Annotated in this window: 16 protein-coding genes and 2 pseudogenes; 5 read left to right on the top strand and 13 right to left on the bottom strand. The window is 44.1% G+C overall.

Going from position 1 to position 22,672, the window contains the following annotated elements; all coding sequences use genetic code 11:
* Positions 1–50: 50 nt before the first annotated feature.
* Positions 51–614: a hypoxanthine-guanine phosphoribosyltransferase gene (locus ABYU67_RS06940; RefSeq protein WP_372844272.1), complete on the bottom strand. Its 564-nt coding sequence runs from the start codon at positions 612–614 to the stop codon at positions 51–53.
* Between the two features lie 102 nt (positions 615–716).
* Positions 717–1,385, bottom strand: a complete 669-nt coding sequence (locus ABYU67_RS06935) for a hypothetical protein (RefSeq protein ID WP_372844271.1) — start codon at positions 1,383–1,385, stop codon at positions 717–719.
* A gap of 321 nt (positions 1,386–1,706) precedes the next feature.
* On the opposite strand from ABYU67_RS06935, the gene ABYU67_RS06930 reads away from it, so the two are divergent.
* The 3 genes from ABYU67_RS06930 to ABYU67_RS06920 all read left to right on the top strand — a co-directional run bounded on the left by ABYU67_RS06930 (position 1,707) and on the right by ABYU67_RS06920 (position 4,873).
* A complete protein-coding gene (locus tag ABYU67_RS06930) occupies positions 1,707–3,386 on the top strand; it encodes a carbon starvation protein A (RefSeq protein WP_372844270.1) in 1,680 nt (559 codons plus the stop codon).
* Between the two features lie 115 nt (positions 3,387–3,501).
* Positions 3,502–3,795: a cory-CC-star protein gene (locus ABYU67_RS06925; protein ID WP_045454674.1), complete on the top strand. Its 294-nt coding sequence runs from the start codon at positions 3,502–3,504 to the stop codon at positions 3,793–3,795.
* 46 nt (positions 3,796–3,841) lie between these two features.
* A complete protein-coding gene (locus tag ABYU67_RS06920; protein WP_372844269.1) occupies positions 3,842–4,873 on the top strand; it encodes an ArsA family ATPase in 1,032 nt (343 codons plus the stop codon).
* A gap of 39 nt (positions 4,874–4,912) precedes the next feature.
* Here ABYU67_RS06920 and ABYU67_RS06915 read toward each other — a convergent pair whose 3' ends face one another.
* Positions 4,913–6,511, bottom strand: coding sequence for a DUF3482 domain-containing protein (locus ABYU67_RS06915; protein ID WP_372844268.1), 1,599 nt, complete (start codon positions 6,509–6,511; stop codon positions 4,913–4,915).
* Positions 6,512–6,644: 133 nt separating this feature from the next.
* On the bottom strand, positions 6,645–8,009 hold the full coding sequence (locus ABYU67_RS06910) for a DUF2868 domain-containing protein (protein WP_372844267.1): 1,365 nt from the start codon (positions 8,007–8,009) through the stop codon (positions 6,645–6,647).
* A gap of 469 nt (positions 8,010–8,478) precedes the next feature.
* Here ABYU67_RS06910 and ABYU67_RS06905 point away from each other — a divergent pair, with 469 nt between their 5' ends.
* Positions 8,479–9,960, top strand: coding sequence for a nucleobase:cation symporter-2 family protein (locus ABYU67_RS06905; RefSeq protein WP_372844266.1), 1,482 nt, complete (start codon positions 8,479–8,481; stop codon positions 9,958–9,960).
* Between the two features lie 257 nt (positions 9,961–10,217).
* Entirely contained in the window at positions 10,218–10,985 is a 768-nt protein-coding gene (locus ABYU67_RS06900) for an SDR family oxidoreductase (protein ID WP_372844265.1), read from the top strand.
* A 4-nt stretch (positions 10,986–10,989) separates the two neighbouring features.
* Here the strand turns inward: ABYU67_RS06900 and ABYU67_RS06895 are convergent, their stop codons facing one another.
* From ABYU67_RS06895 to prpB, 9 genes and pseudogenes are all read right to left on the bottom strand, one after another.
* Positions 10,990–12,492 (bottom strand): bifunctional 2-methylcitrate dehydratase/aconitate hydratase, encoded by a 1,503-nt coding sequence (locus ABYU67_RS06895; protein ID WP_372844264.1) that lies wholly within the window; start codon positions 12,490–12,492, stop codon positions 10,990–10,992.
* Positions 12,493–12,634: 142 nt separating this feature from the next.
* Complete coding sequence (locus tag ABYU67_RS06890; protein ID WP_372844263.1) at positions 12,635–13,225, bottom strand: GNAT family N-acetyltransferase; 591 nt, start codon at positions 13,223–13,225, stop codon at positions 12,635–12,637.
* Positions 13,226–13,319: 94 nt separating this feature from the next.
* Positions 13,320–15,173 carry an ABC transporter ATP-binding protein gene (locus ABYU67_RS06885; RefSeq protein ID WP_372844262.1) on the bottom strand — a complete coding sequence of 618 codons (1,854 nt, stop codon included), beginning with the start codon at positions 15,171–15,173 and terminating at the stop codon, positions 13,320–13,322.
* A gap of 17 nt (positions 15,174–15,190) precedes the next feature.
* Entirely contained in the window at positions 15,191–16,444 is a 1,254-nt protein-coding gene (gene prpF, locus ABYU67_RS06880; RefSeq protein ID WP_372844261.1) for a 2-methylaconitate cis-trans isomerase PrpF, read from the bottom strand.
* Positions 16,445–16,528: 84 nt separating this feature from the next.
* The gene (locus tag ABYU67_RS06875) at positions 16,529–16,789 is read right to left on the bottom strand and encodes a Txe/YoeB family addiction module toxin (RefSeq protein ID WP_372844260.1); all 261 of its coding nucleotides are present in this window, start codon (positions 16,787–16,789) and stop codon (positions 16,529–16,531) included.
* A gap of 113 nt (positions 16,790–16,902) precedes the next feature.
* Positions 16,903–17,151, bottom strand: a pseudogene (locus tag ABYU67_RS06870) (type II toxin-antitoxin system Phd/YefM family antitoxin); the annotation flags it as partial.
* Between the two features lie 216 nt (positions 17,152–17,367).
* Positions 17,368–20,000, bottom strand: a pseudogene (acnD, locus tag ABYU67_RS06865) (Fe/S-dependent 2-methylisocitrate dehydratase AcnD).
* Positions 20,001–20,238: 238 nt separating this feature from the next.
* Positions 20,239–21,366, bottom strand: a complete 1,128-nt coding sequence (gene prpC, locus ABYU67_RS06860; RefSeq protein ID WP_372844259.1) for a 2-methylcitrate synthase — start codon at positions 21,364–21,366, stop codon at positions 20,239–20,241.
* A 107-nt stretch (positions 21,367–21,473) separates the two neighbouring features.
* Entirely contained in the window at positions 21,474–22,364 is an 891-nt protein-coding gene (prpB, locus tag ABYU67_RS06855) for a methylisocitrate lyase (RefSeq protein WP_372844258.1), read from the bottom strand.
* Positions 22,365–22,672 lie beyond the last annotated feature (308 nt).

The following is a 22,672-nucleotide window of genomic DNA, read 5'->3' as shown; positions in this document are numbered from 1 at the left end:
GCACCCAGTGGGCGCTTTTTTAATGTGCTATTAAGTTAACCAAAAACTGATTAAATCTTGTCTTCTTTAATAGCGTAGATACCGGGCAGGTGACGTAAGTAACCATGGAAGTCCATACCACAGCCATATACATAACGATCGGCGACATTGATACCAATGAAATCTACATCAAAACCTTCAACTTTACGATCATGCTCTTTGTTCAGCAAAACACAACATTCAAGTGATAAAGGTTTCTCTTTGCTCAATTCTTCTACAACTGTTTTTAGCGTGATCCCTTCATCAAAAATATCGTCAATCAGCAATACATGCTCACCTTCGATACTAACATCAGGTTTGAACTTCCAATCTAACTCATTGGTTCCTGAATTATCACGATAGCGTGATGCATGGATATAGTGCATACGATGATAAAAGGTCAGGTGAGTCAGCAATTGACCGGCTGGGATAAGCCCACCATTCATAACGACCATAACAATCGGGTTTAGACCAGCGTAATGCAGGTTAAGCTGAGCGGCCAAGCGCTCATATGCGGCAGCAACTTCTATACTGCTGATTAAGCATTCTGAGTTACGTAATGTTTTTTCGATTTCTTGATTGCTGATTTGGGTCATCGGATGCGCCTTCGGTAAAAAGTGCCGCTTATTTTAGCAAATTTTAGCGAATTTGCCCAATACCATCTCACTTTTAGGACAAAATTAATCAAATAATGGCAGTTATTCTGGCTTTTCTACAATAAAAGGGCGGTAATAATTCGCCAAGCGATTCAATGAGCTGTCGGGTAGGTCAGGCAACAGTTTATTAAGTGCCATATTCATACCTTTATCGATAGCAGCTTTGGCAACGGGTACAGATTTTCGTTTAATCATACCCAGTTTTAAGGTTTCAGCAAAACGACTGATAAAATGGGTCAAGGTTTCTTCATTCATGGTTTCAAGCGCAGTCTTAAAAATCTCAGTATCCACATGTTCAGGAGTAATGGCGGCAAAACCTTTAGCAATAATATCCGCATGTGTCTCTGACAATTTAAAACCCACACGTTTGATACCGTCATTATCAATAAACGTGGCGCGATCTCTTAAAAAATGAAAGCTTGGCAGTACTTCGTCGTTGTTTTCTTTACCCAATAAAATATTAAGCAAGGTATCGGTCGCGCGCTCAACGGTAACGACCACTTTACGCATAGAAGCTTGGCGCTCAGGGTTTGGAATAATCTCAACCAAACCAATCAGCAGATTATCAATCAGATCACGTGCTGTTTGGTGCGTCAGAGCGTCACGATATGGGTAGTAATCCACCTTCTCATTTGATTCAACGACTTGCTCAGCCTCAACAATTAATGCTTTTAATTTGTCTGAAGGTACGAACCCAAAATAATGCGCCATGATGTTTCCTTTATTTGTTGTTTTTCATGTTGAACCAGCGTTACATTCATCGTTAAATCGGTTAGTATTTGAATGGGTTTAAACCAAAGATTCACCATATCATATACTAATTAGTGAGAGTGCTAACTATGGACTGTAACGCCTCAATGGATAATATGACCAAATTCCTTTGATGCACAGCCTATGGAAAAGTACACTAAGTCACTAAGCTAATAAGTCACTAAGTCACTAACCGCCGACTAATTTAACATATTTTTTAAACTCTACATTAAAAAGCTTGAACTTGTAAGGCTACCCATTACTTGTCTAGGGAGAGATAAGATGAATAGTGCGATCGTGCTCGTGTTCGCTGTTGCCGCGATGCTTTGCGGTTATCTGTTTTACTCAAAATTTATCGCCACTAAAATCTTGGCATTGGATAACAGTATCCCCACGCCAGCGCATACCATGAAAGACGGGGTGGATTATATCCCCACCAATAAATACGTATTATGGGGTCACCATTTTACTTCAGTCGCAGGAGCAGCTCCGATTATTGGTCCTGCCATTGCAGTTATTTGGGGCTGGGTACCTGCCATCATATGGGTGGTATTGGGTACGATTTTTATGGCGGGTGTCCACGACATGTCCGCCATTTGGGCAAGTATGCGCAATCGAGGTCAGTCAATTGGCTCGATTGCCGGTACCGTCATGGGTACGCGTGTACGTAGCTTGATGATGATTGTCATCTTTTTATTATTACTCATGGTAAATGCGGTATTCGGCGTCGCGATTGCCAATATGATGATAAAAACCCCATCCGCGGTACTGCCAGTGTGGGGCGCTTTGATAGTCGCCTTTATCATCGGTCAGTGTATTTATCGCTATAAGATGAATCTGGTTTGGGTCTCAATCATTGGGGTCGCCGCTCTATACGGACTTATCTATCTTGGCCCTATGTTCCCTGTGGTATTGCCTGAGACTTTTTTAGGGTTACCTGACAATGCCGTTTGGATTATTATTTTATTTGTTTATGCGGCAATCGCATCTTTGTTACCGGTTTGGATGCTCTTACAGCCGCGTGATTATATCAATGGCTTACAATTATTTGTCGGTCTTATTTTATTATACGCCGCTATCTTTATCGCCACACCAAATATTGTCGCGCCAGCGGTAAATACCGCACTGCCAATAGGCACGCCGTCTATGCTGCCTTTATTGTTTGTGACCATTGCTTGTGGTGCAATTTCAGGCTTTCATGGTTTGGTAGCAACGGGTACGACGTCTAAGCAGATTGATAAAGAAGAAGATGTACGTTTCGTTGGTTACTTCGGTGCCATGGGTGAGGGTATGCTGGCACTTGGCGCGATACTTGCGGCAACAGCAGGCTTTGCAACCCTTGGTGACTGGGAAGCGGTTTATCAAAAATTTGGCGATGGCTCTATTGGTGCCTTTATCGATGGCGGTGCGACCATACTAAATGCAGGTGTTGGCATAGATATGGTTTTATCACAGACGATGTTGACGGTAATGGCAGCATTGTTCGCTGGTACTACGATGGATACTGGGGTACGTCTGCAACGTTATATCTTCCAAGAATTTGGTGAGATTTATAAACTGCCCGTTTTAAATAAAAGTGTGGTAGCAACATTGCTTGCCGTTGGTAGCTGTTTGTTATTAGCCTTTGGTGCTGGTGGCATCGATGGTGCTGGCGGTATGATTATTTGGCCGTTATTCGGTACGACAAATCAGCTCATGGCTGCATTAACCTTGATGATTGTCACCGTCATCTTGTTACGTAAAGGCAGACCAGTATGGTATACCTTAGGACCATTATCGTTCTTGCTGGTTATGACCGTTTTTGCGTTATTGATTCAGCTAAAAACCTTCTTTAATGATGGTAATTGGCTGCTTATTATTATGGATATCATTATCTTGATAGCCACGATTTTAGTGACGTTTGAGAGTCTATCTGTATTACGCAAAGAATGGTCAATACATAAAGGCAAAAGTAATCTCTAATTTCTATTAAATACTGAGTTAACCAAGTATCTAAAAAAACGCTAGCAGCAATTGCTGGCGTTTTTTGTCTCATATAGGCATGATGGTTAATAAGCATCCGAAAAAGAAGAATGATATGGAAAACACGGATATAACAAAACCCATAAAAAATATTGAGCCATGGTGGCAAAGATTTGCGGCAGGGTTAAATGAGTTTTATCATGCGCCTTATCGTCAAACGATGGCACGCGCCGCACGTGATGAGGAAGATTTTTTCATGCTACTCATGTTTGCGGAAAGCTTAGGTATCGATAATCCAGCCAGCTTTTATACGTTAGAGTTACAACCGCTATTTTTAGAAAACTTCCATGAATGGCATACACGTATGGGTATGGATAGATGCCCTTTTGACCATGTAGGTTGTTGCTAGTTTACCTAAACTAACTAACCTGAATTAACTAAAATGAGATACAAGTATGGCATTACACCCTTTACCCGCATTGGTAGAGCAACTGGCAAAGCAGCCGATTATATTTATCGGTGGCAAGGGCGGTGTCGGTAAAACCACCACTGCCGCCGCACTTGCCAGCTATTATGCCAATCAAGGCAAAAAGACACTGATTGTCTCGACGGATCCAGCACACAGCTTGGGCGATGTGCTAAACGTCCCGCTCAAAAATCAAAAAACAGTCGTAACTTCTTGTCTAGATGCTATTGAACTAAACCCTGATATCATCGTTGATGAGCATTTTGCCCAAGTTGAACGCACCATCACCTCTTATGCCAATCCAGACATGATGCCAAAAATTCGCGAGCATCTACGGCTATCAAAATCAGCACCTGGCGCACAAGAAGCTGCCATGCTCGAATCCATGTGTCAGCACTTGGTTGCGGCAGCAGATGCAGGCTATGAGCATATTATTTTTGATACGGCACCGACAGGGCATACACTGCGCTTGTTAGTGTTGCCTGAGATGATGGGAGCATGGACAGATGGATTGCTCGCGCAGCAGCGAAGGCAAGCAAAACTGCGCTCTGTAGTTGATCATTTAGGCAGTCACAATATAAAAAGCAGTCAAAACGACGATAATAAAAAGGATTTAGCCAATCCATTTGCCGCAAAAAAAACCGACCGCTGGGAGCAGGCAGTATCCGTACTCGAAAAGCGCAAACAGCTGTTTCGTCAGGCAGGGTTACTACTGCATGACCGTACACAAACCGCCATAGTATTGATTATGACAGCTGATGTATTGCCACTGGCTGAAACCAAGCGAGCGATAGAGCAGCTAGAAGACAGTAAGCTTATACCAGCCGCAATCGTTATCAATCAGTTGATAGCACCGAACCAGTCTGATGTGTTTTGGCGTCATCGAGCTGAGCGCCAACAGCAACTCATGCAAGATATTGAGCAAAGCTTTCCCAAGTATCCGCTATATCCAATATATCTGCAACAAACCGACGTACGCGGTACAAAAGCATTAAGTGCATTGTTACACTCATCTCCTTAAGTAACCACATCTACCACTTTGAAGCTTGGCTATTATTTATTATTGCTCAGGTTTATATGACTGTAGCTTACTTGCCAGCGACCACGCCATATCTGCTCGTGATAGCTGTGCTTGTTCAGATTTACCACTACTGAGTGATGACCACTGCGGTTTACCGCGGGCTTTTTTGAGCTCGCTTGGCAATTTGTGTGTTGCCCATGGCGTTATGACATTACTACTCTCATCATCAGTATCACCAATTGATGTCTCGCCATTATATATTAGCTGCGTAGCATCTGTTGCCGCGTGCCCACGGTGACGTAGGGCAGTGAGCAAATCAAGCGCTCGCGTTGCAAGCAAAGTCAATGTTGCAGGGTCGATATATAACCGCTTAACCCCTGATATTTTATCGGCGATACTGCCAGTATTGGAGAGCAATCCACCTGCGATACCACCGATAGCAGCGCCTAACCCCAAGGTTGTGCCAAGAGCGGCCGCATCAATACCCAGTCCTAGTAACGCGCCAGCCGCAGCACCAGATGTGGTGCGAATACCATAGCTTTTGAGAAGCTCGGGGTCGAATGGGTCTTGCTGATAAGCCTGTAATTCAAGTGGCGTTGCCGCTACGTCATTATCATAAAACTTATATAAATTGAGCAGGTTATGCTGCATGGCACGTTCGCTCTGTCTGACCGCTTCTTGCATTTGCTGTAATACCGGCATGGGGTCATCATCTTCGCCAATCTCTCGTACAAAAGCCGCAACGTTTAACAAAAAGTCGGCAATGATAATATTGGCTTCATCATATAACTGTGCCCAATTCTCCGTGCGGCGAGCCATTAATTGCTCAAGCATCTCTGAGTGGGTGAGCATAGTGGCAAGATTCTGCCATAAGCGCATTTCATCTTCAAACTCAAAGGCCACAGAGTCAAAGCGTGTCGAGATGTGCAAATTACGACGTGCCAGCATGGTCTGCCACTCATCTATATTGGCATCTTGGCTATCAGTGAAGTTAAATACCGGCATAACAGGAATCGCAGCCCAAGATAAAATAGCCAGCTCGTCTCTATACTTACCGAGTACCGGCTCGCGTGCATCGACGACATAGATAGCCATATCACTTGCTAACAGCTGACGGATAACTTTTGCTTCTTGACTATAATTTTCATTGCTATTATTGTCACTTGACCCATCATCAGCTTGGGCAATATCTGCTGCCAAAAATTGCTGTAAGCGCTCAATACCATCCCGGCGACTGGCAGTATTGTCCTCGAGCCAATCCATCAGCCCAGACGCGTCTTCCAAACCTGGGGTATCATATAGGGCAACCAGTACTTCACCGGTTTGGCTATCTGTTAGCTGGGCACGCTCCACATGACGGGTGGTCGCCGCTTCGTTTTTTACTTCACCGAAATAAACATCACGTAATAGGGTACGCAATATAGAGGTCTTACCCGTATTGGTATGACCGACGACCGCAAGCTTTAGTGCCTCACCACTAGCAATGGTTTTTTTAGCTACCCTGTGGCTGACTTCCGGTTCATTTAATGCCTGAGGATCGACTTCGTACGCTTTATCAGCAAAAACCCCTGCCGAATCATCATTTTTTTGCAGGCTGTTTTGCGTGTGATTGCCCTGATTATTATTGTCATTATTCATAATAGATTCTTATATTGATTGGTAGTATCCAAAACATCATAGCTATTTATTGTAGAACAAATTGAGCGTTATTTCGGTATAAGTTCAATAAGCTATCATCTAAAAAACAGATTTCAGGCAACATTGCTGAACCTCAGTTATTAATTAAACCAATTTTTCGAGCAGATAGGGCGGTTTGCCACTGCTGATAACGAACGTTCTGTGTTTCTAAATGCTGGTTTTCATCTAACGGGTCTAATGAGCTGCTATCGTTTAAAAGTTGTACAATCAGCCCGTGTTTGGCATGACTGGCGATTTGATCAAGTTTACGCAATGTACCGCGGTCAGGCAGCGCTTTAAAATGAATACCAAGTAATACCTGTACCGGATTTGCCTCTAAGTAAGATTTTAGCCGTGCCATATCATCACGGTCATCAACGATACCAAAATCTTCAACGTCGGTCGTTTCAGTATCGAGACCCAATTGCCACCAGTTATCCTGCTCTGCTGGATATTCAAGTAAGGCAACCAGTTTCTTGCCAGCACTGACAGTAGCTTTGGGCGCAATAGGCGCAGGCGCTTCTTTGAAATCATCAGCATCAACCACATGGCGCTGCCAAAAGTTCAAAATCTTTTGGTAATAAGGCTGCTTGATGTCCAAACGCATTTTTTTACGGCGGAACATCAGTGCGCAAAACGCCCAAGCAATCGCTCTTGGTACGATACCGTACATCAATAAACTACCGACTAACAATCCCGCCCATTGCCGCGCGACCGATAGCGGCATGGCATCAGTCACCAAGCGGCTCTCAACGATAGCCGTACTGTCTGGCACATCAAAACCTACCATACTTGGTAACCAGCCAAGTACCTGAGTCAAAGTAATCAGCGCCTGATCCGATAGCAGCGTTGACTCCCAGCTAAAACTATACTGACGCACAATTAACAGAAAAATAATCGCAAGCAGCATACCAGTCAAGGTAGCAAGCCATAGTTGATGGCTAAAGCGCCCCAAATACCAGCGCATACCGCTATGTTGCAACTGTCTCTCGTATAGCTCAACTGCCGCCTTAGTCACATCATCTTTACCGCGAATAAGATAGCTGGGACTGACAAAGCTGGCAAACCAATTCGAGGACTGCTTACCTTGATTCATCAAAGTCATGACTAGCCAGCCAAGCAGCATAAGGCTATGAAAACCAAGCAAACAGACCAGCACATAAAAGAAATTAACCACATTAGTCTGCAGCAGCGTAAACAATCCCAAAAATCCAGAGATACACCACACCACACTCATGATCACCATGATGCTCTTTATGCGACTATCAATCTTACCAAGTACACGCGCCAGCGCACCGTTACTATCAATACGTGAGGCGCGGCGGTGCAGTTTTTGCATGGGCTTTCCATCCTCACCCTGTAGTTTTTCGGTGATCAGTAGCGGATCAGTAGCAAAGACATGCTGCTGGGTTTCAAGTGTCCGTACCAGCTCAGTCAATTGGTCTTGGGGTGATAGCATGGTCTGATGTCCGTTTAATCAATGTGAAATGATAGGTGAAATATTTTGGGAATTTTAATCATTAAACCGTGTTTGTTGATGCCATTATGGCTTTATCTCTGATGGTTATAGGTATCAATTTTGGCTATATTTGTCCTGCTAACAAAAAACCTGACCATTTGGTCAATAATCGCTAGCAGTTATGATAAATAAGCGGTATGCTAAAAACACATTAGAATCCTGATTTAAATATTTTATGCAGTATTCATCCCTATTCTAATGTCAAATTCAGATTATACACAGCGCTATCTGTCGCTATAGCCAAAAGTGGCGTTATCGCTGATAAAGAATAAGGATTGATGAATAAAGGGGCGTATTGCCTTTTTAGCGATGAATAACAATCTTGAGTCCCATTCTAGGAATTGTCGAAGAACGAGCCTAGAACATATCACCAACAGAAACAACAGAACACGAAGGACGGCTATTTAATATGGATATTAAATCTACTTCTCAATCGGCAGTTGCCCGCCCAGAAGATGAAAATTTGGGCATTGGTGCCAATATTGCTTATGGTTTTCAACATGTACTGACCATGTACGGCGGGATTATTGCGGTTCCCTTGATTGTAGGGCAGGCAGCTGGGTTATTGCCCGCTGAAATCGGTTTGTTGATAGCAGCTTCACTATTTGTCGGTGGACTTGCGACTTTATTGCAAACGATTGGTGTGCCCTTCTTTGGCTGTCAGCTGCCACTGGTACAAGGTGTGTCGTTTGCAAGCGTTGCAACTGTGGTTGCGATTGTGACAACGGGCGGCGGACTGCCTTCTGTATTCGGTGCGGTTATTGCCGCTTCTGCTTTGGGCTTTTTGATCACGCCCATTTTCTCTCAAATCATCAAATTCTTCCCGCCATTAGTGACGGGCACTGTGATTACCACCATTGGTTTGACTTTGATGCCAGTTGCTGCGCGCTGGGCAATGGGCGGCAACAGTAACTTACCTACCTTTGGAAGTATGACCAATATTGGTCTTGCCGGCTTCACGCTAGCGATGGTGTTATTGCTCAGTAAGCTTGGTAATGCGGCTATCAGCCGTCTATCCATTTTGCTTGCGATGGTCATTGGTACCTTTGTCGCTTGGGCGTTAGGCTTGGTTGATTTTTCTGGTATCACCACAGGGGCTATTTTTGCTTTCCCATCACCGTTCCATTTTGGTATGCCGACTTTTGAGATTGCGGCAATTATCTCTATGTTTATCGTAGTATTGGTGATTTTAGTCGAAACCTCAGCAGATATTTTGGCAGTTGGTGATATTATTGAGACAGATATCGATTCAAAACGTCTGGGCAATGGCCTACGGGCTGATATGGCAGCCAGTATGATTGCCCCTATATTTGGCTCATTTACCCAAAGTGCTTTTGCGCAAAACGTAGGCTTGGTCGCCGTAACGGGTGTTAAAAGCCGTTTTGTCGTCGCTTATGCCGGTATTATTCTGGTTGTTTTGGGCTTAATGCCAATCATGGGTCGTGTTATCGCAACCGTTCCTACCGCGGTACTAGGCGGCGCCGGTATCGTATTGTTTGGTACGGTTGCTGCCAGTGGCATACGTACACTTGCACAGGTCAGCTACACCAATAATATGAACCTTATCATTGTGGCGACTTCTATCGGTTTTGGTATGTTACCGATTGCCGCCCCAGCATTTTATGATCAATTCCCAGATTGGTTTGCAACGATTTTCCATTCTGGTATCAGCTCTGCTGCCATTATGGCCATCGCTCTAAACTTATTGTTCAACCACCTAAAAGTAGGCAATTCAGACCAACAGTCGGTATTCGTTGCTGGTACAGAAGACCGCTCAGTGCGTCCTGTGGTAATGATTGACCTCTATGAAGGCGATTATTTTACGGAAGGCAAATTGTTTGATTGCGATGGTAAAGAGATTCCTATATCAAAGGAACCCGCGCATCACTAGCAGCTAAAATCAGAAGCTAAGAAAGTCAGGACAATTAAAGCAAACCTATAAGAAGCTGTCATAACTGGCAGCTTTTTTCTTGTATATATCATTTTTTATCAAAATAATACGGCAAAAATTCATCCTATTATTAGTGCTTAATATCAGTGACACATTTACTCTATGGTAAATGTGCTTGAATTGAATCAAGATATTAAAAGCATGGTCTTAAATCTTGCATCATAGACGCTAAAAATAATCACAAGGATAAACGCCTTATGCATACTAAAAATTATTTTATCATCGGTGGTACAGGTGGTATCGGCAAAGCCATGGTTGAGCAGCTGCTACAAACTACTACGAATAAACTTGCCATTACCAATGCTGACGTTCGTGTTTTTGCCACGTACCATAAAAGTATCCCTGATTTTGAAGCAGACAATCTGTATTGGATAGCGATGGATATCTGTGACGAGCAAAGTATCAAGCATGCAGCTGATACGATCAAGCAGCAAACTGCTCATATAGATTGGGTGATTAACTGTGCTGGACTGCTGCATACCAAGATACGTCAGCCTGAAAAAGCACTACAGCAGATTGAAAGTGAGTTTTTTTTACAGAATATGCAAGTCAATGCTTTGGCAAGCTTGCTCATTGCCAAACATATCAAGCCGCTATTGGCAAAATCTGAACGTAGCATGGATAAGCCGGCGATTTTTGCAACGATATCAGCGCGGGTGGGTAGTATCAGTGACAATCAGCTTGGCGGTTGGTACAGCTACCGCATGAGTAAAGCGGCGCTTAATATGGGCATGAAAAACTTGAGTATTGAATGGGGGCGCTCACTTAAAAACGTTTGCGTGGTAGTCATGCAGCCGGGCACTGTCAATACCCAGCTATCAGCACCGTTCCAAGGAAATGTGGCTGACGGACAGTTGTTCTCGCCAGCCTACAGTGCTGAATGCTTGCTTGAGGTACTTAGCAAGATGAGTGCCGCCCAATCAGGAAGTTTTGTAGATTGGGCAGGAGAGTCGATACCTTGGTAGGTTATTAGTAGGCGACAAATAAATCCATAAACTCGTTTACGGGTGTATGCTCTAACCGCTGCTGGTCGCTACAGAGTGCAAAAATCTCTGTACAACGACTGTCAATAAAACGCGTGGCCAGACTGGCACGGAACTTAGCCTCCAACACAGGGATGCCTTCAGCGCGGCGGCGTTTATGCCCGATAGGGTATTCAATTGCTACTTTATCGGTGCTGCTACCATCTTTAAAAAACACCTGTATCGCATTGGCAATCGAGCGCTTACTGGGATCATGGTAGTCTTTTGAATACCCCGCATCTTCTTCAACGATCATCTTACGGCGCAGACCATCAATCAAAATATGATGCTCGGCATGATAGTCGTCTTCATAGTTTTCTGCCATCAAATCACCAGTGAGTAACGCCACTGCAACCATATACTGTAAACAATGATCTCGATCGGCAGGGTTGGCCAGCATTCCTTCTTTGGAGATAATCCGAATGGCTGAATCATGAGTGGTTAAGACGATTTTTTCAATCTCATCCATTTTATCATCGATGCGCGGATGCAAAATAACAGCCGCCTCGCAAGCGGTTTGCGCATGAAACTCGGCAGGGAAGCTTATCTTAAATAAGATGTTTTCCATCACATAGCTGCCAAACTCGCGCTGAAAGGTAAAGCGCCGCTCGTTTTCAGGCTTAAGCGCCAAATCCTTATTGGTATGGCTAAAGAGTACATCATAAAAACCCCACTGCGGTGCTGTCAGTGCAGAAGGAATGCCCATTTCACCGCGGCGCGTTATATCAACCAACCGTACGGCGCGACTGGTAGCATCGCCTGCGGCCCATGACTTACGGCTACCGGCATTGGGTGCATGACGATAGGTACGTAATGCTTGACCATCCACGATAGCTTGCGAGATAGCAGCCATGATGCGCTCATGTGGTAGTTTATACAGCTTGGCAACGACAGCGGTCGATGCTAACTTGACTAAAAACACATGATCAAGACCCACACGATTAAAGGAGTTATCTAATGCCAATACCCCTTGAATCTCATGCGCCATAATCATGGCTTCTAACACGTCTTTCATGATAAGCGGCGGATGACCCTGACTGACGTTTTGCTGGCTGATATAATCCGCCACTGCCAAAATCGCCCCTAAATTATCAGAAGGGTGACCCCATTCGGCAGCGAGCCAAGTATCATTATAATCAAGCCAGCGTACGATACAGCCGATATCAAAGGCGGCTTTGATAGGGTCTAGGCGGTAAGAGGTGCCAGGCACACGCGCGCCATTAGGGGTGATTTGATCGACGCAATCAGGACCTAAATGCTTGGTACATTCAGGGAAGCGCAGTGCCAGTAATCCACAGCCGATGGTATCCATCAGGCAGTAGCGAGCGGTATTCCAAGCATCAGCGCTATTAGGGGAGTCACTATCTATAGAATAATTGCGCACATAATCGGCAATTTTTTCAATCTCACTGTCATACTCTGGTCGGACATTGCTTTCGACATTGGACATAATCGTTACCTCTTCCTTGAGTCAGATATGATGATAGCCTATCAATTCTATGATGAACTGATAAGCCTGCTATCAAAAATAGCATACTCACAACTGAACCACAGTGAAGTAGTGTAAGACTTGCCTTGGGAGAAACAATGGTTTAAACCATTAAATATAGTAAGCCAATGATAAACAATACCGCTAGTATCAATAATAAGAAGCTAAGAATGCTGCTTGCCGTACCTGAGCTTTCTTTTTTTACTTTTACCTTTTTAATAACAGGTAGCACCATGACGACATGCTCAATACCGTCTTCGAGATAATACTCACCTTCAGCGATAAACCCAAGCGATTGGTAAAAGTTTAGTAAATAAGTCTGAGCTGAGATGATGATAGGTTTCTTACCGTACTTTTTACGGCAATACTTGATAGCCTCTAGCATCATTTGGCGGGCGATACCGTCACCGCGGTGCGCTGCCAATACCAGCACTCTACCAATTGAGGGAATAGGGCCTGATGGGGTGACGGCGGATTTTTTGGTATTGAACACAGGCGGGATGATGCGGCAATAGCCAATCAGCTGCTCGTTTTGGTGTGCGACCAGATGTAAGCAATCAAAGTCCACTTCGTCCATATCTTGATAGGGGCAGTTCTGCTCGACGACAAATACTTGCGAGCGTGCTTTTAAAATGTGATACAGATCAACGGAGGTTAATTCATCAAAGGTTTTTATCGAAAATTCACAGGTCATAGTCAAATAGCTTTTAACAATTTAGAGGGTAGTAGTAGCACTTAAAGATAAATCATGCATTAAAGAATGAGCATTATAACGATTTAGCCCCACATTAACTATTTAAGGTTTGACTGATTTTATCTAAGTTTAGGCTATCTGACATGGCGCTGAATATCTCAAAGTACTTGCCGCGCTGCTCATATAGCGCTTCGTGCGTGCCGGTCTCAACCACACGACCATTTTCTATCACCACCAAGTCATCAGCATCGATGATCTGAGCGATATTGTGCGACACCATAATGACGGTACGGTCTTTTTTAATCAAATCAAGGCTCTTTTTGACCTGTTGACTGGCAATCGCATCAAGGCTAGCGGTTGGCTCATCCAAAAACACAATCGGCGGATCCTTTAAAAACATACGTGCCAACGCGATACGTTGCTGCTGTCCGCCAGATAGGGATTTTGCGGTACTCTCATAGCCTTTTGCTAGCGACATGATTTGCTCATGAATCGAGGCTTTTTTTGCGGCAATGATAATATCTTCATCAGTTGCATTCATATCACCATAGCGGATATTTTCGCCAATCGTACCCGAAAAAATGTGATTGCTTTGTAGTACTAAACCGATATTTTGCCGCAATTCATGGGTATCGCAGTCGGCTAAGTCATGCCCATCGAGATAGATGCTGCCGCTATCTGGCGCATAAAACTTTACTAATAAGCTAATAATGGTGCTCTTGCCAGCACCGGAGAGGCCCACTAAGGCAGTAATACGATTGGGCTTGATGGTAAAGCTGACATCTTTTAGCGCTTGGGTGCCATTAGGATAAGTAAAGTCGACGTTTTTAAGCTTAATATGTCCTTTTAAATCTTTACTGCTCCTACCAGTGATATTTTCAACTTGGCTTTCGTCCTCTAATATCTCAAAAAAGCCTTCGGCATAGGTCAGAGCATTATTAATTTGATCATAAATACGGTGTAACTGGCGGATAGGAGCGGCGACGTTCTGAAACAGCATTACATGGAATAAAATCATGCCAATGGTCATCTGACCCTTTAATACAAAGTAGGCGGTCAGTAAAATAATCACCACCACGCCGATTTGCTCGATAAAGGTTTTTATCGCATCATAAATAAAACCAATACTACGAATGCGCAGCTGATTGTCGGTCATGTCTTTTTGAATCTGTAGATGCTTTTCCGCTTCGATAGACTCACGTACAAAGGACTTTACCACACTGATAGAGTTAATCAGCGAGATAACCAAACCGCTTTTGGCCTCTCTAAAGCCACGCATCTGCCGCCGAAAACCTTGCAAACGCTTTGCTTGTTTTTGACTGATAAAAAAGTAAATCGGGATGATAACCAGACCAACCAAGCCTATCCAAAAGTTGGTCGAAAACATAATGATAAGCGAGACGATTGCACTGGCAAACAGCGGCAACATATCGATAAAGAAGTTTTGCACCAAGCTGGTTAAGCTGCTAACGCCATAATCAATACGGGTTTGCAGCTTACCGCTATCGTTTTCGCTACTGGTATAAAACGCCATGCGATAGGTTAGGATGCGCTCAATGATTTTTTGTGATAAATCACGCGACAGATTAATACGAATCTTTTCACCGAAAAAGCGTTGCCCAAAAGAGATAAATATCGATAAAATCTCTTTGGTTAAAAGTACTGCACTGATAATGCCTAGCATACGTAGACCTGCTTCCCATGGCTCGGCAAGGGTAGCTATTTCGGTCAAAGTATCCACGGCATAGCGCAGCACAAAGGCATTAACTTGCGCGGTAAAGGAGCCAAACACCGTTAGTATCAGCGTGGCGATAATTAGTAAGCGATAAGGTTTTGCAAATACAGCAAGCTTTTTAAGGATATCCCACAGTAGCGCCCGCCGCTCTTTTTTTTCGACCGGCGGCTTTTTATCTAACTGCACATGGCGTGATTGGGGACGGGTTGGCATAAAAACCTATTTGAAGTTTAAAAGGTATCCGCTGGTACAAACACTTCACCAACCATGATACGACGGGCTGAGCGACTCATCGAGACTTTTTTGGCTTGCCAGCGTCCATTTACCAGTTCGGTTTTTCCACCAACTAAAAGCGTTCCTGATGGATGACCGAAACGTACTTCACCTAACTCGCCAGCACCTGCCGCTTGGTTAACCAGTGTACCTTGCGTCGTCGCTGCTGCGGCAATCGCGACCGCTGCCGTACCCATCATCGCATGATGCAATTGCCCCATACTCATGGCGCGTACCACTAAGTCAATATCTGCTGCATCAACGGCTTTACCACTTGAGGCGCTATAACTTTGCGCAGGAGCAACCCAAGCAATTTTTGGAATATGTTGACTGCTTTGTGCCTCGCTGACATCTTTAAATAAACCCATCGCCACACCGCCTTTAGCACGGGTTGCCTCTAACTTAGCCAAAGTTCCACTGTCGCTGTTGATATCGCCTTGTAGCTCAGTACCGGTAAAGCCCAAATCTTCTGCTTTCATAAAAATAGTTGGGATGCCTGCACTGATAAAAGTTGCTTTGACGCTATCAGTATCTAAACCACAGCCTGAGACATCAAAATCATCGACTAGATTATTGGTCGGGAACATATCACTAGAGGAGTCAACCGGGTCGATAAATTCAATCTTAACCTCAGCAGCAGGGAAGGTCACACCATCTAGTTCAAAATCACCGGTTTCTTGCACTTGCACCTTGCTTTGTTCGTCTAGATAGACAGGAACGTGGGCAATAATGGTTTTGCCGATATTCTCTTGCCAAATACGTACTTCGCAAATGCCGTTAGCCGTACTGTCATTAATACTATTAGCTATTTTATCGGCATCGACCAAACCCATATTAATCGCACAAGCACCTACCGCAGCGGTTAAATTACCACAGTTCCCCGCCCAATCAATCATGGGCTTGGCGATATTAACTTGTCCAAAAAGATAGTTCACATCGTGGCTATCATCATCTGCTGGAGATAGAATCACTGTCTTAGAAGTGCTAGAGCTGCCATTGCCTAAGCCGTCAATTTGCTTACCATAAGGATCAGGGCTACCGATGACACGTAGCAGAAAATTATCGCGCGCCTTGCCAGCAATTTGGCAGCGCTCAGGCAAGTCAGAGAGCTTAAAGAACGTGCCTTTTGACGTACCACCACGCATATAAGTAGCAGGAACGGAGATTTGTGGGGCGAATCTTGGTTCTGATTTAGAATGGGTTTGGGCCACTGTATTAAGTCCTTTTTGTATTGTTATAAAATTAGGTTGAGATAGTATTATTGATAAATAAATATGAACGACTAAAAATGCTTATTAATAATGATAACGACACGAGATAATTGTCAGATAATTATCATCGACGGCATATACCAACCGATTGGTGTCATCGATGCGTCTTGACCAAAATCCAGATAGGTTTTCTTTTAGGGGTTCAGGTTTACCAATGCCTTCGAACGGATTACGCTTACATTCGGTGATAAGTTTGTTAATACGTTTGAGGGTTTTTTTGTCTTGTGTTTGCCAGTATAGATAGTCTTTCCACGCCGCATCTGTCCATGCTAGTTGCTCACTCATTATTAAACCTTTTGGATTGATTAAAGCCTTTGAGTTCAAGCATTCTCAATGTCGCTATCGGTATGCTCATTGTCATCGCTGCTACGATCACTTTTATCACTGTCTTCTGCTGTATCCATTAGCTCACGCGTCACAGTCTTGCCAGCTTTATATTGGGCAATAGATTCCGCTAAGTGTGCTGCATTGGCAGGAGATTTCAGTAGATAGACGGTTTCCATCAGGCTATTGTAATAATCAAGTGACATCACTACCGCATCATCAGCGTCACGGCGGGTTACGATAGTGGCGTTGGCATCATCGTTCACCGTATCTAGGACGGATTTCAAATGCTTTCTGGCTTCTGAAAAACTAACGACTCTCATGACTTACTCCTTTTATGATGTGTTTGATAACTTGTACAATATATAGTACATATTACGCCATTGGTTAAGGAAGCTCAATATTTAGCTACTATTATCCAACACTTAGATGTAAGCAAAAAAAAGTCAATGTATAGAATACAAAAGCAAATAAAAACCGATGCCGTATAATTTATACAACATCGGCTCTTCTTTTTATTTACTCAAAACTTTTAAGCCCTAAGCAATATCAAGCGTGCCATCGATAAATTCTTTGGCAAAGCGTTGTAGCATACCGCCAGCGTTATACATTTTGACCTCATCAGCGGTATCTAAACGGCAGATAACAGGCGCTTTATCGACTGTGCCGTCTTTACGGTTAATGACCAATGTCATCTCACCACGAGCGGATACTTCGCCTTCGATATCGAATATTTCAGTACCATCTATATTTAAGGTATTACGATTGACCCCTTCTTTAAACTGCAAAGGTAGCGCGCCCATACCGACCAAGTTTTGACGATGGATACGTTCAAAATCTTCAGCGACGACGACTTCAACCCCTGCTAGGCGCACACCTTTGGCAGCCCAATCACGGCTTGAGCCTTGACCATAACCATCGCCGGCGATAATAATAAGCGGTTGCTCGCGGTTCATATAGGTTTCAATCGCTTCCCACATGCGCATGACCTGACCTTGTGGCTCGACGCGAGCCAATGACCCTTGAATAACGTCACCGTTCTCGTCGCGTACCATCTCATTTAATAACTTAGGATTGGCAAAGGTTGCGCGCTGCGCAGTTAAATGGTCGCCGCGATGGGTTGCATAAGAATTATAATCTTCGCTAGGTAAACCCATGGTATCAAGGTACTCGCCAGCTGCTGAATCGCCCAAAATCGCGTTAGACGGTGATAAATGGTCAGTGGTGATGTTATCACCAAGTACCGCCAGTGGACGCATACCTTTGAGCTTATTCATCGCCGCCATCTTGCCTTCCCAATACGGCGGACGACGGATATAAGTGGTCATCTCGCGCCAGTCATAGAGGGGGCTTAAGGCTTTTCCAGTGTCTTTTTTGGCTTCATCAAACATTGGGATATAAACAGCGTTAAATTGCTCAGGCTTCACCGCAGCCGCTACGATAGCATCAACTTCATCATCATCGAACCAGATGTCTTTTAGATAAACGTCATTGCCGTTTTGATCCTTACCTAACGAGTCTTTTTCGATATCAAAGCGAATGTTACCGGCGATAGCATAGGCAATAACCAGTGGCGGTGATGCTAAAAACGCTTGCTTGGCATATGGGTGGATACGACCATCAAAGTTACGGTTGCCAGATAGTACAGCTGTGGTAAATAAGTCACGCTCGATGATTTCTTGCTCAATCTCAGGATCAAGCGCGCCACTCATGCCGTACAGGTGGTACAAGCAAAGCCAACCACATCAAAGCCGATTTCTTGTAGCTCAGGCATCAGTCCTGCTTCTTCTAGGTACATTTTTACCGTTTTTGAGCCGGGTGCTAATGATGATTTCACCCAAGGCTTACGCAATAAGCCTTTCTTATTAGCATTACGGGCAACAAGACCAGCAGCAACCATATTGCGTGGGTTAGAGGTATTGGTACAGCTGGTAATCGCGGCGATAATTACCGCGCCATCTGGCATTAAGCCATCTTTTGGTTCAGGTAATTTATCACCCTCACCGTGAGCAATGCCTTTCGCAACCAAATCCGTGGTTGACACGCGCGCATGCGGACGTGAAGGACCTGCCATATTACGGACAACTTTTGATAAATCAAACTCAAGCACACGCGCGTATTCAGCATGTTCCATGCCATCAGCCCATAGACCAGTTTGCTTGGCATACTGCTCAACCAGTTTGATTTGAGCCTCAGAACGACCCGTTAGGCGTAGATAATCGATGGTTTGCTCATCGATATAGAACATCGCTGCGGTTGCGCCATATTCTGGGGTCATGTTTGAGATAGACGCACGGTCACCAACGCTTAGCTGGCGCGCACCTTCACCGAAGAATTCGATATAAGTTGAAACGACACCTGCATCACGTAGGAACTCGGTCATCGCGAGTACCAAATCGGTGCCGGTAATGCCTTTTTGCAATTTTCCGGTTAACTTAACGCCGACGTAATCAGGCAGGCGCATATAAGACGGGTTACCTAGCATGACGCTCTCAGCTTCAAGCCCGCCAACACCAATTGAGATAACACCTAAGGCATCAACCATTGGCGTATGGCTATCAGTACCGACCAAAGTATCAGCAAACGCGACTTCTTCACCAGCTTTGTTTTTGACGACTTGCACAACCGGTGACATTTTTTCTAGGTTAATTTGGTGCATGATGCCGTTACCAGGTGGTACGACGTTGACGTTATCAAAGGCATACTGACACCAGTTGATAAAATGAAAACGATCATCGTTACGGCGCTCTTCAATAGCACGGTTTTTCTCAAAGGCGTTTTCTTCAAAGCCTGCATGCTCAACGGCTAGTGAATGGTCGACAATCAATTGCGTTGGTACAATTGGATTTACTTTTGATGGGTCGCCGCCTTGTTCAGCGATGGCATCACGTAGACCTGCCAAATCAACAAACGCGGTCTGACCTAAAATATCGTGGCAGACGACGCGGGCAGGGTACCAAGGAAAATCTAAATCTTGTTTGCCTTCGATATGCTGCTTAAGCGCTGCGGTTAAATCTTCTGGTGGACAGCGGCGTACCAAGTTTTCACACAATACTTTTGAGCAGAATGGTAGCTTGTCATACGCGCCAGCTTCGATGTTTTCGATGGCTTCACGGGTATCAAAGTAATACAAGTCTGTGCCAGGTAATGATTTTTTAAATTGTTCATTCATCGGTTGTACAAGGGCGTTATCCATAAGTCACCTTTAGCGGTTGGCTGATTTAAATCTAAAAATAGTCATTCTTTTAGCAAAGTCATCAATCGAATTAGAAGAAGGCTTTGCTAAAAAAACATGGCTAAAAAGATAGTGAGGTTATTAAGAAAAGGTTTAACTGCTAAATTGTGAATATATTTAGCAGTTAAACGGGTTATCTCGCATAAGCACTTATACGAGATGGTAAATATATAGATTAACGCGCACTCATCTCTGGTACAGGGCGCAGCTCTTCACCGGTATATTCGGCACTTGGGCGAATGATACGGTTGTTAGCACGTTGCTCAAACACGTGTGCCGCCCAGCCGGTTAGACGCGAGCAGACAAATATTGGCGTGAACAGTTTGGTTGGAATGCCCATAAAGTGATAGGCAGACGCATGGAAAAAGTCAGCATTACAGAACAGCTTTTTCTCACGCCACATGACTTCTTCACAGCGTACTGATACTGGATATAACACTTCATCACCAACGTCAGCAGCAAGTTTCTCAGCCCAACCTTTAATAACGACGTTTCGTGGATCTGATTCGCTATAGATAGCATGTCCAAAACCCATGATTTTATCTTTACGCGCCAGCATTGCCATCATCTCAGACTCTGCTTGATCAGGAGAGGTAAAGCCTTCAATCATATCCATCGCCGCTTCATTGGCACCGCCATGCAAATGACCACGTAATGAGCCAATCGCGCCAGTGATACAAGAATGAATGTCAGACAAGGTAGAGGCACAAACACGAGCGGTAAAGGTGGAAGCATTAAACTCATGCTCAGCATAAAGAATGAGTGATACGTTCATTACCTTAGTATGTAGCTCATTTGGTTTCTCGCCTTTGAGCAGATGTAGGAAATGACCGCCAATGGTATCGTCGTCGGTCTCGGTTTCGATACGCACGTTATCATGAGTAAAGCGATACCAGTAATTGATGATAGATGGGAAGACGGCGAGCATACGGTCGGTTTTATCATTCTCTTGTGAGAAATCAGTTTCCATCTCAAGGTTGCCAAGCATCGAGCAACCGGTACGTAATACATCCATAGGATGGGCGTCTGCAGGGATACGCTCAAGGACGTCTTTTAATGCTTGTGGTAAACCGCGCATTTTTTTGAGCTTGGCTTGATAAGTATCAAGCTCACTTTGGGTAGGCAAGTTGCCGTATAGAAGCAAGTAAGCCACTTCTTCAAAGATGCATTTGTCCGCCAATTCTGAGACGTCATAGCCGCGATAGGTCAGACCCGAGCCTGATTTACCAACGGTCGATAAAGCGGTCTTGCCAGCGACTTGACCACGTAGACCTGCGCCTGAAAGTTCTTTCTGTGCTGCCATGATAAATTCCTTTTGTTGGTAGCTTATGTAAGATACATAATAAAAATATAAAATACGGCGCTGGCATGTTTTTTAGTAAAAAACACCAACGCTTTCAACCGCTTAAATTACTTATTGTCCGCAAATAACTTGTCTAGCGTTTGCTCAAACTCATGATAGTTTAAGAAGTCATAGAGCTCCATACGGGTTTGCATGGTATCGACAACGTTTTCTTGGGTGCCATCATCAAGTAGATGCTGATAAACGTTTAATGCGGCTTTGTTCATCGCACGAAACGCTGATAAGGGGTAAAGCACCATATCAACACCTACCGCATATAACTGCTCGGTGGTATATAAGTCGGTCTGACCGAACTCAGTCATATTGGCAAGGACTGGGATATCAAGTACATCGGTAAACTTACGGTACATCTCGATATCAGTGAGTGCTTCTGCAAAAATCATATCCGCGCCGGCTTCTTGAAAGGCAACGGCGCGCTCAACTGCTGCATCAAGACCTTCAACAGACAAAGCATCGGTACGCGCCATGACCACAAAATCATTATCTGTTTTGGCATCAAGGGCGGCTTTTAAGCGATCAACCATCTCAGAGATACTCACGATTTCTTTATTCGGACGATGACCACAGCGCTTTTGCGCCACTTGGTCTTCGATATGCACCGCTGCAACGCCTGCTTTTTCCATTTTTCTAATAGTTTGGGCGATATTAAATGCGCCCCCAAAACCGGTGTCGATATCAACCAATAACGGCGTATCAACCGCATCGGTGATACGGCGTGCGTCTTCTAAGACGTTATCAAGGCTGGTCATACCCAAATCTGGCAGACCAAATGAGGCATTTGCCACGCCAGCACCAGAGAGGTACAAGGCTTGATGACCGACTTGGGTTGCCATCATCGCCGTATAGGCGTTAATTGCGCCCGCAATCTGTAGCGGTTGGTTATTATCGTTTTTTTGTTTCATTGCACTGCGAAAGCGAGCGCCAGCTAATAGGGTCATGTCGTGGTCCTTACGTGGAGGGGTAATCTTATCGTTGTGCTTGATTATACCTAATTCTACTTGTATGCAAAGCAGGGTTTAGGTTAAATTAATAATAATAATTAAACTATAATATTAAAAATAATAATAGTATTTGTTTATTGAATAATACTATCTATTAAATCAAGATTTATCGATTGTAGTATTCATAACCTACAAAAATCCCTTTCTTTTGCAGATGATTAATTACATTTAGTTACAATTACCTTTTTTATTAGCATTTATCTTTGTCCATAAAAAAGCCCTCTTAGTTCACCTAAAAGGGCTTG

The organism is Psychrobacter sp., from assembly GCF_041554015.1.
In the GTDB taxonomy this organism is placed as follows: domain Bacteria; phylum Pseudomonadota; class Gammaproteobacteria; order Pseudomonadales; family Moraxellaceae; genus Psychrobacter.
This window is presented reverse-complemented; position numbering and strand designations above follow the sequence as displayed.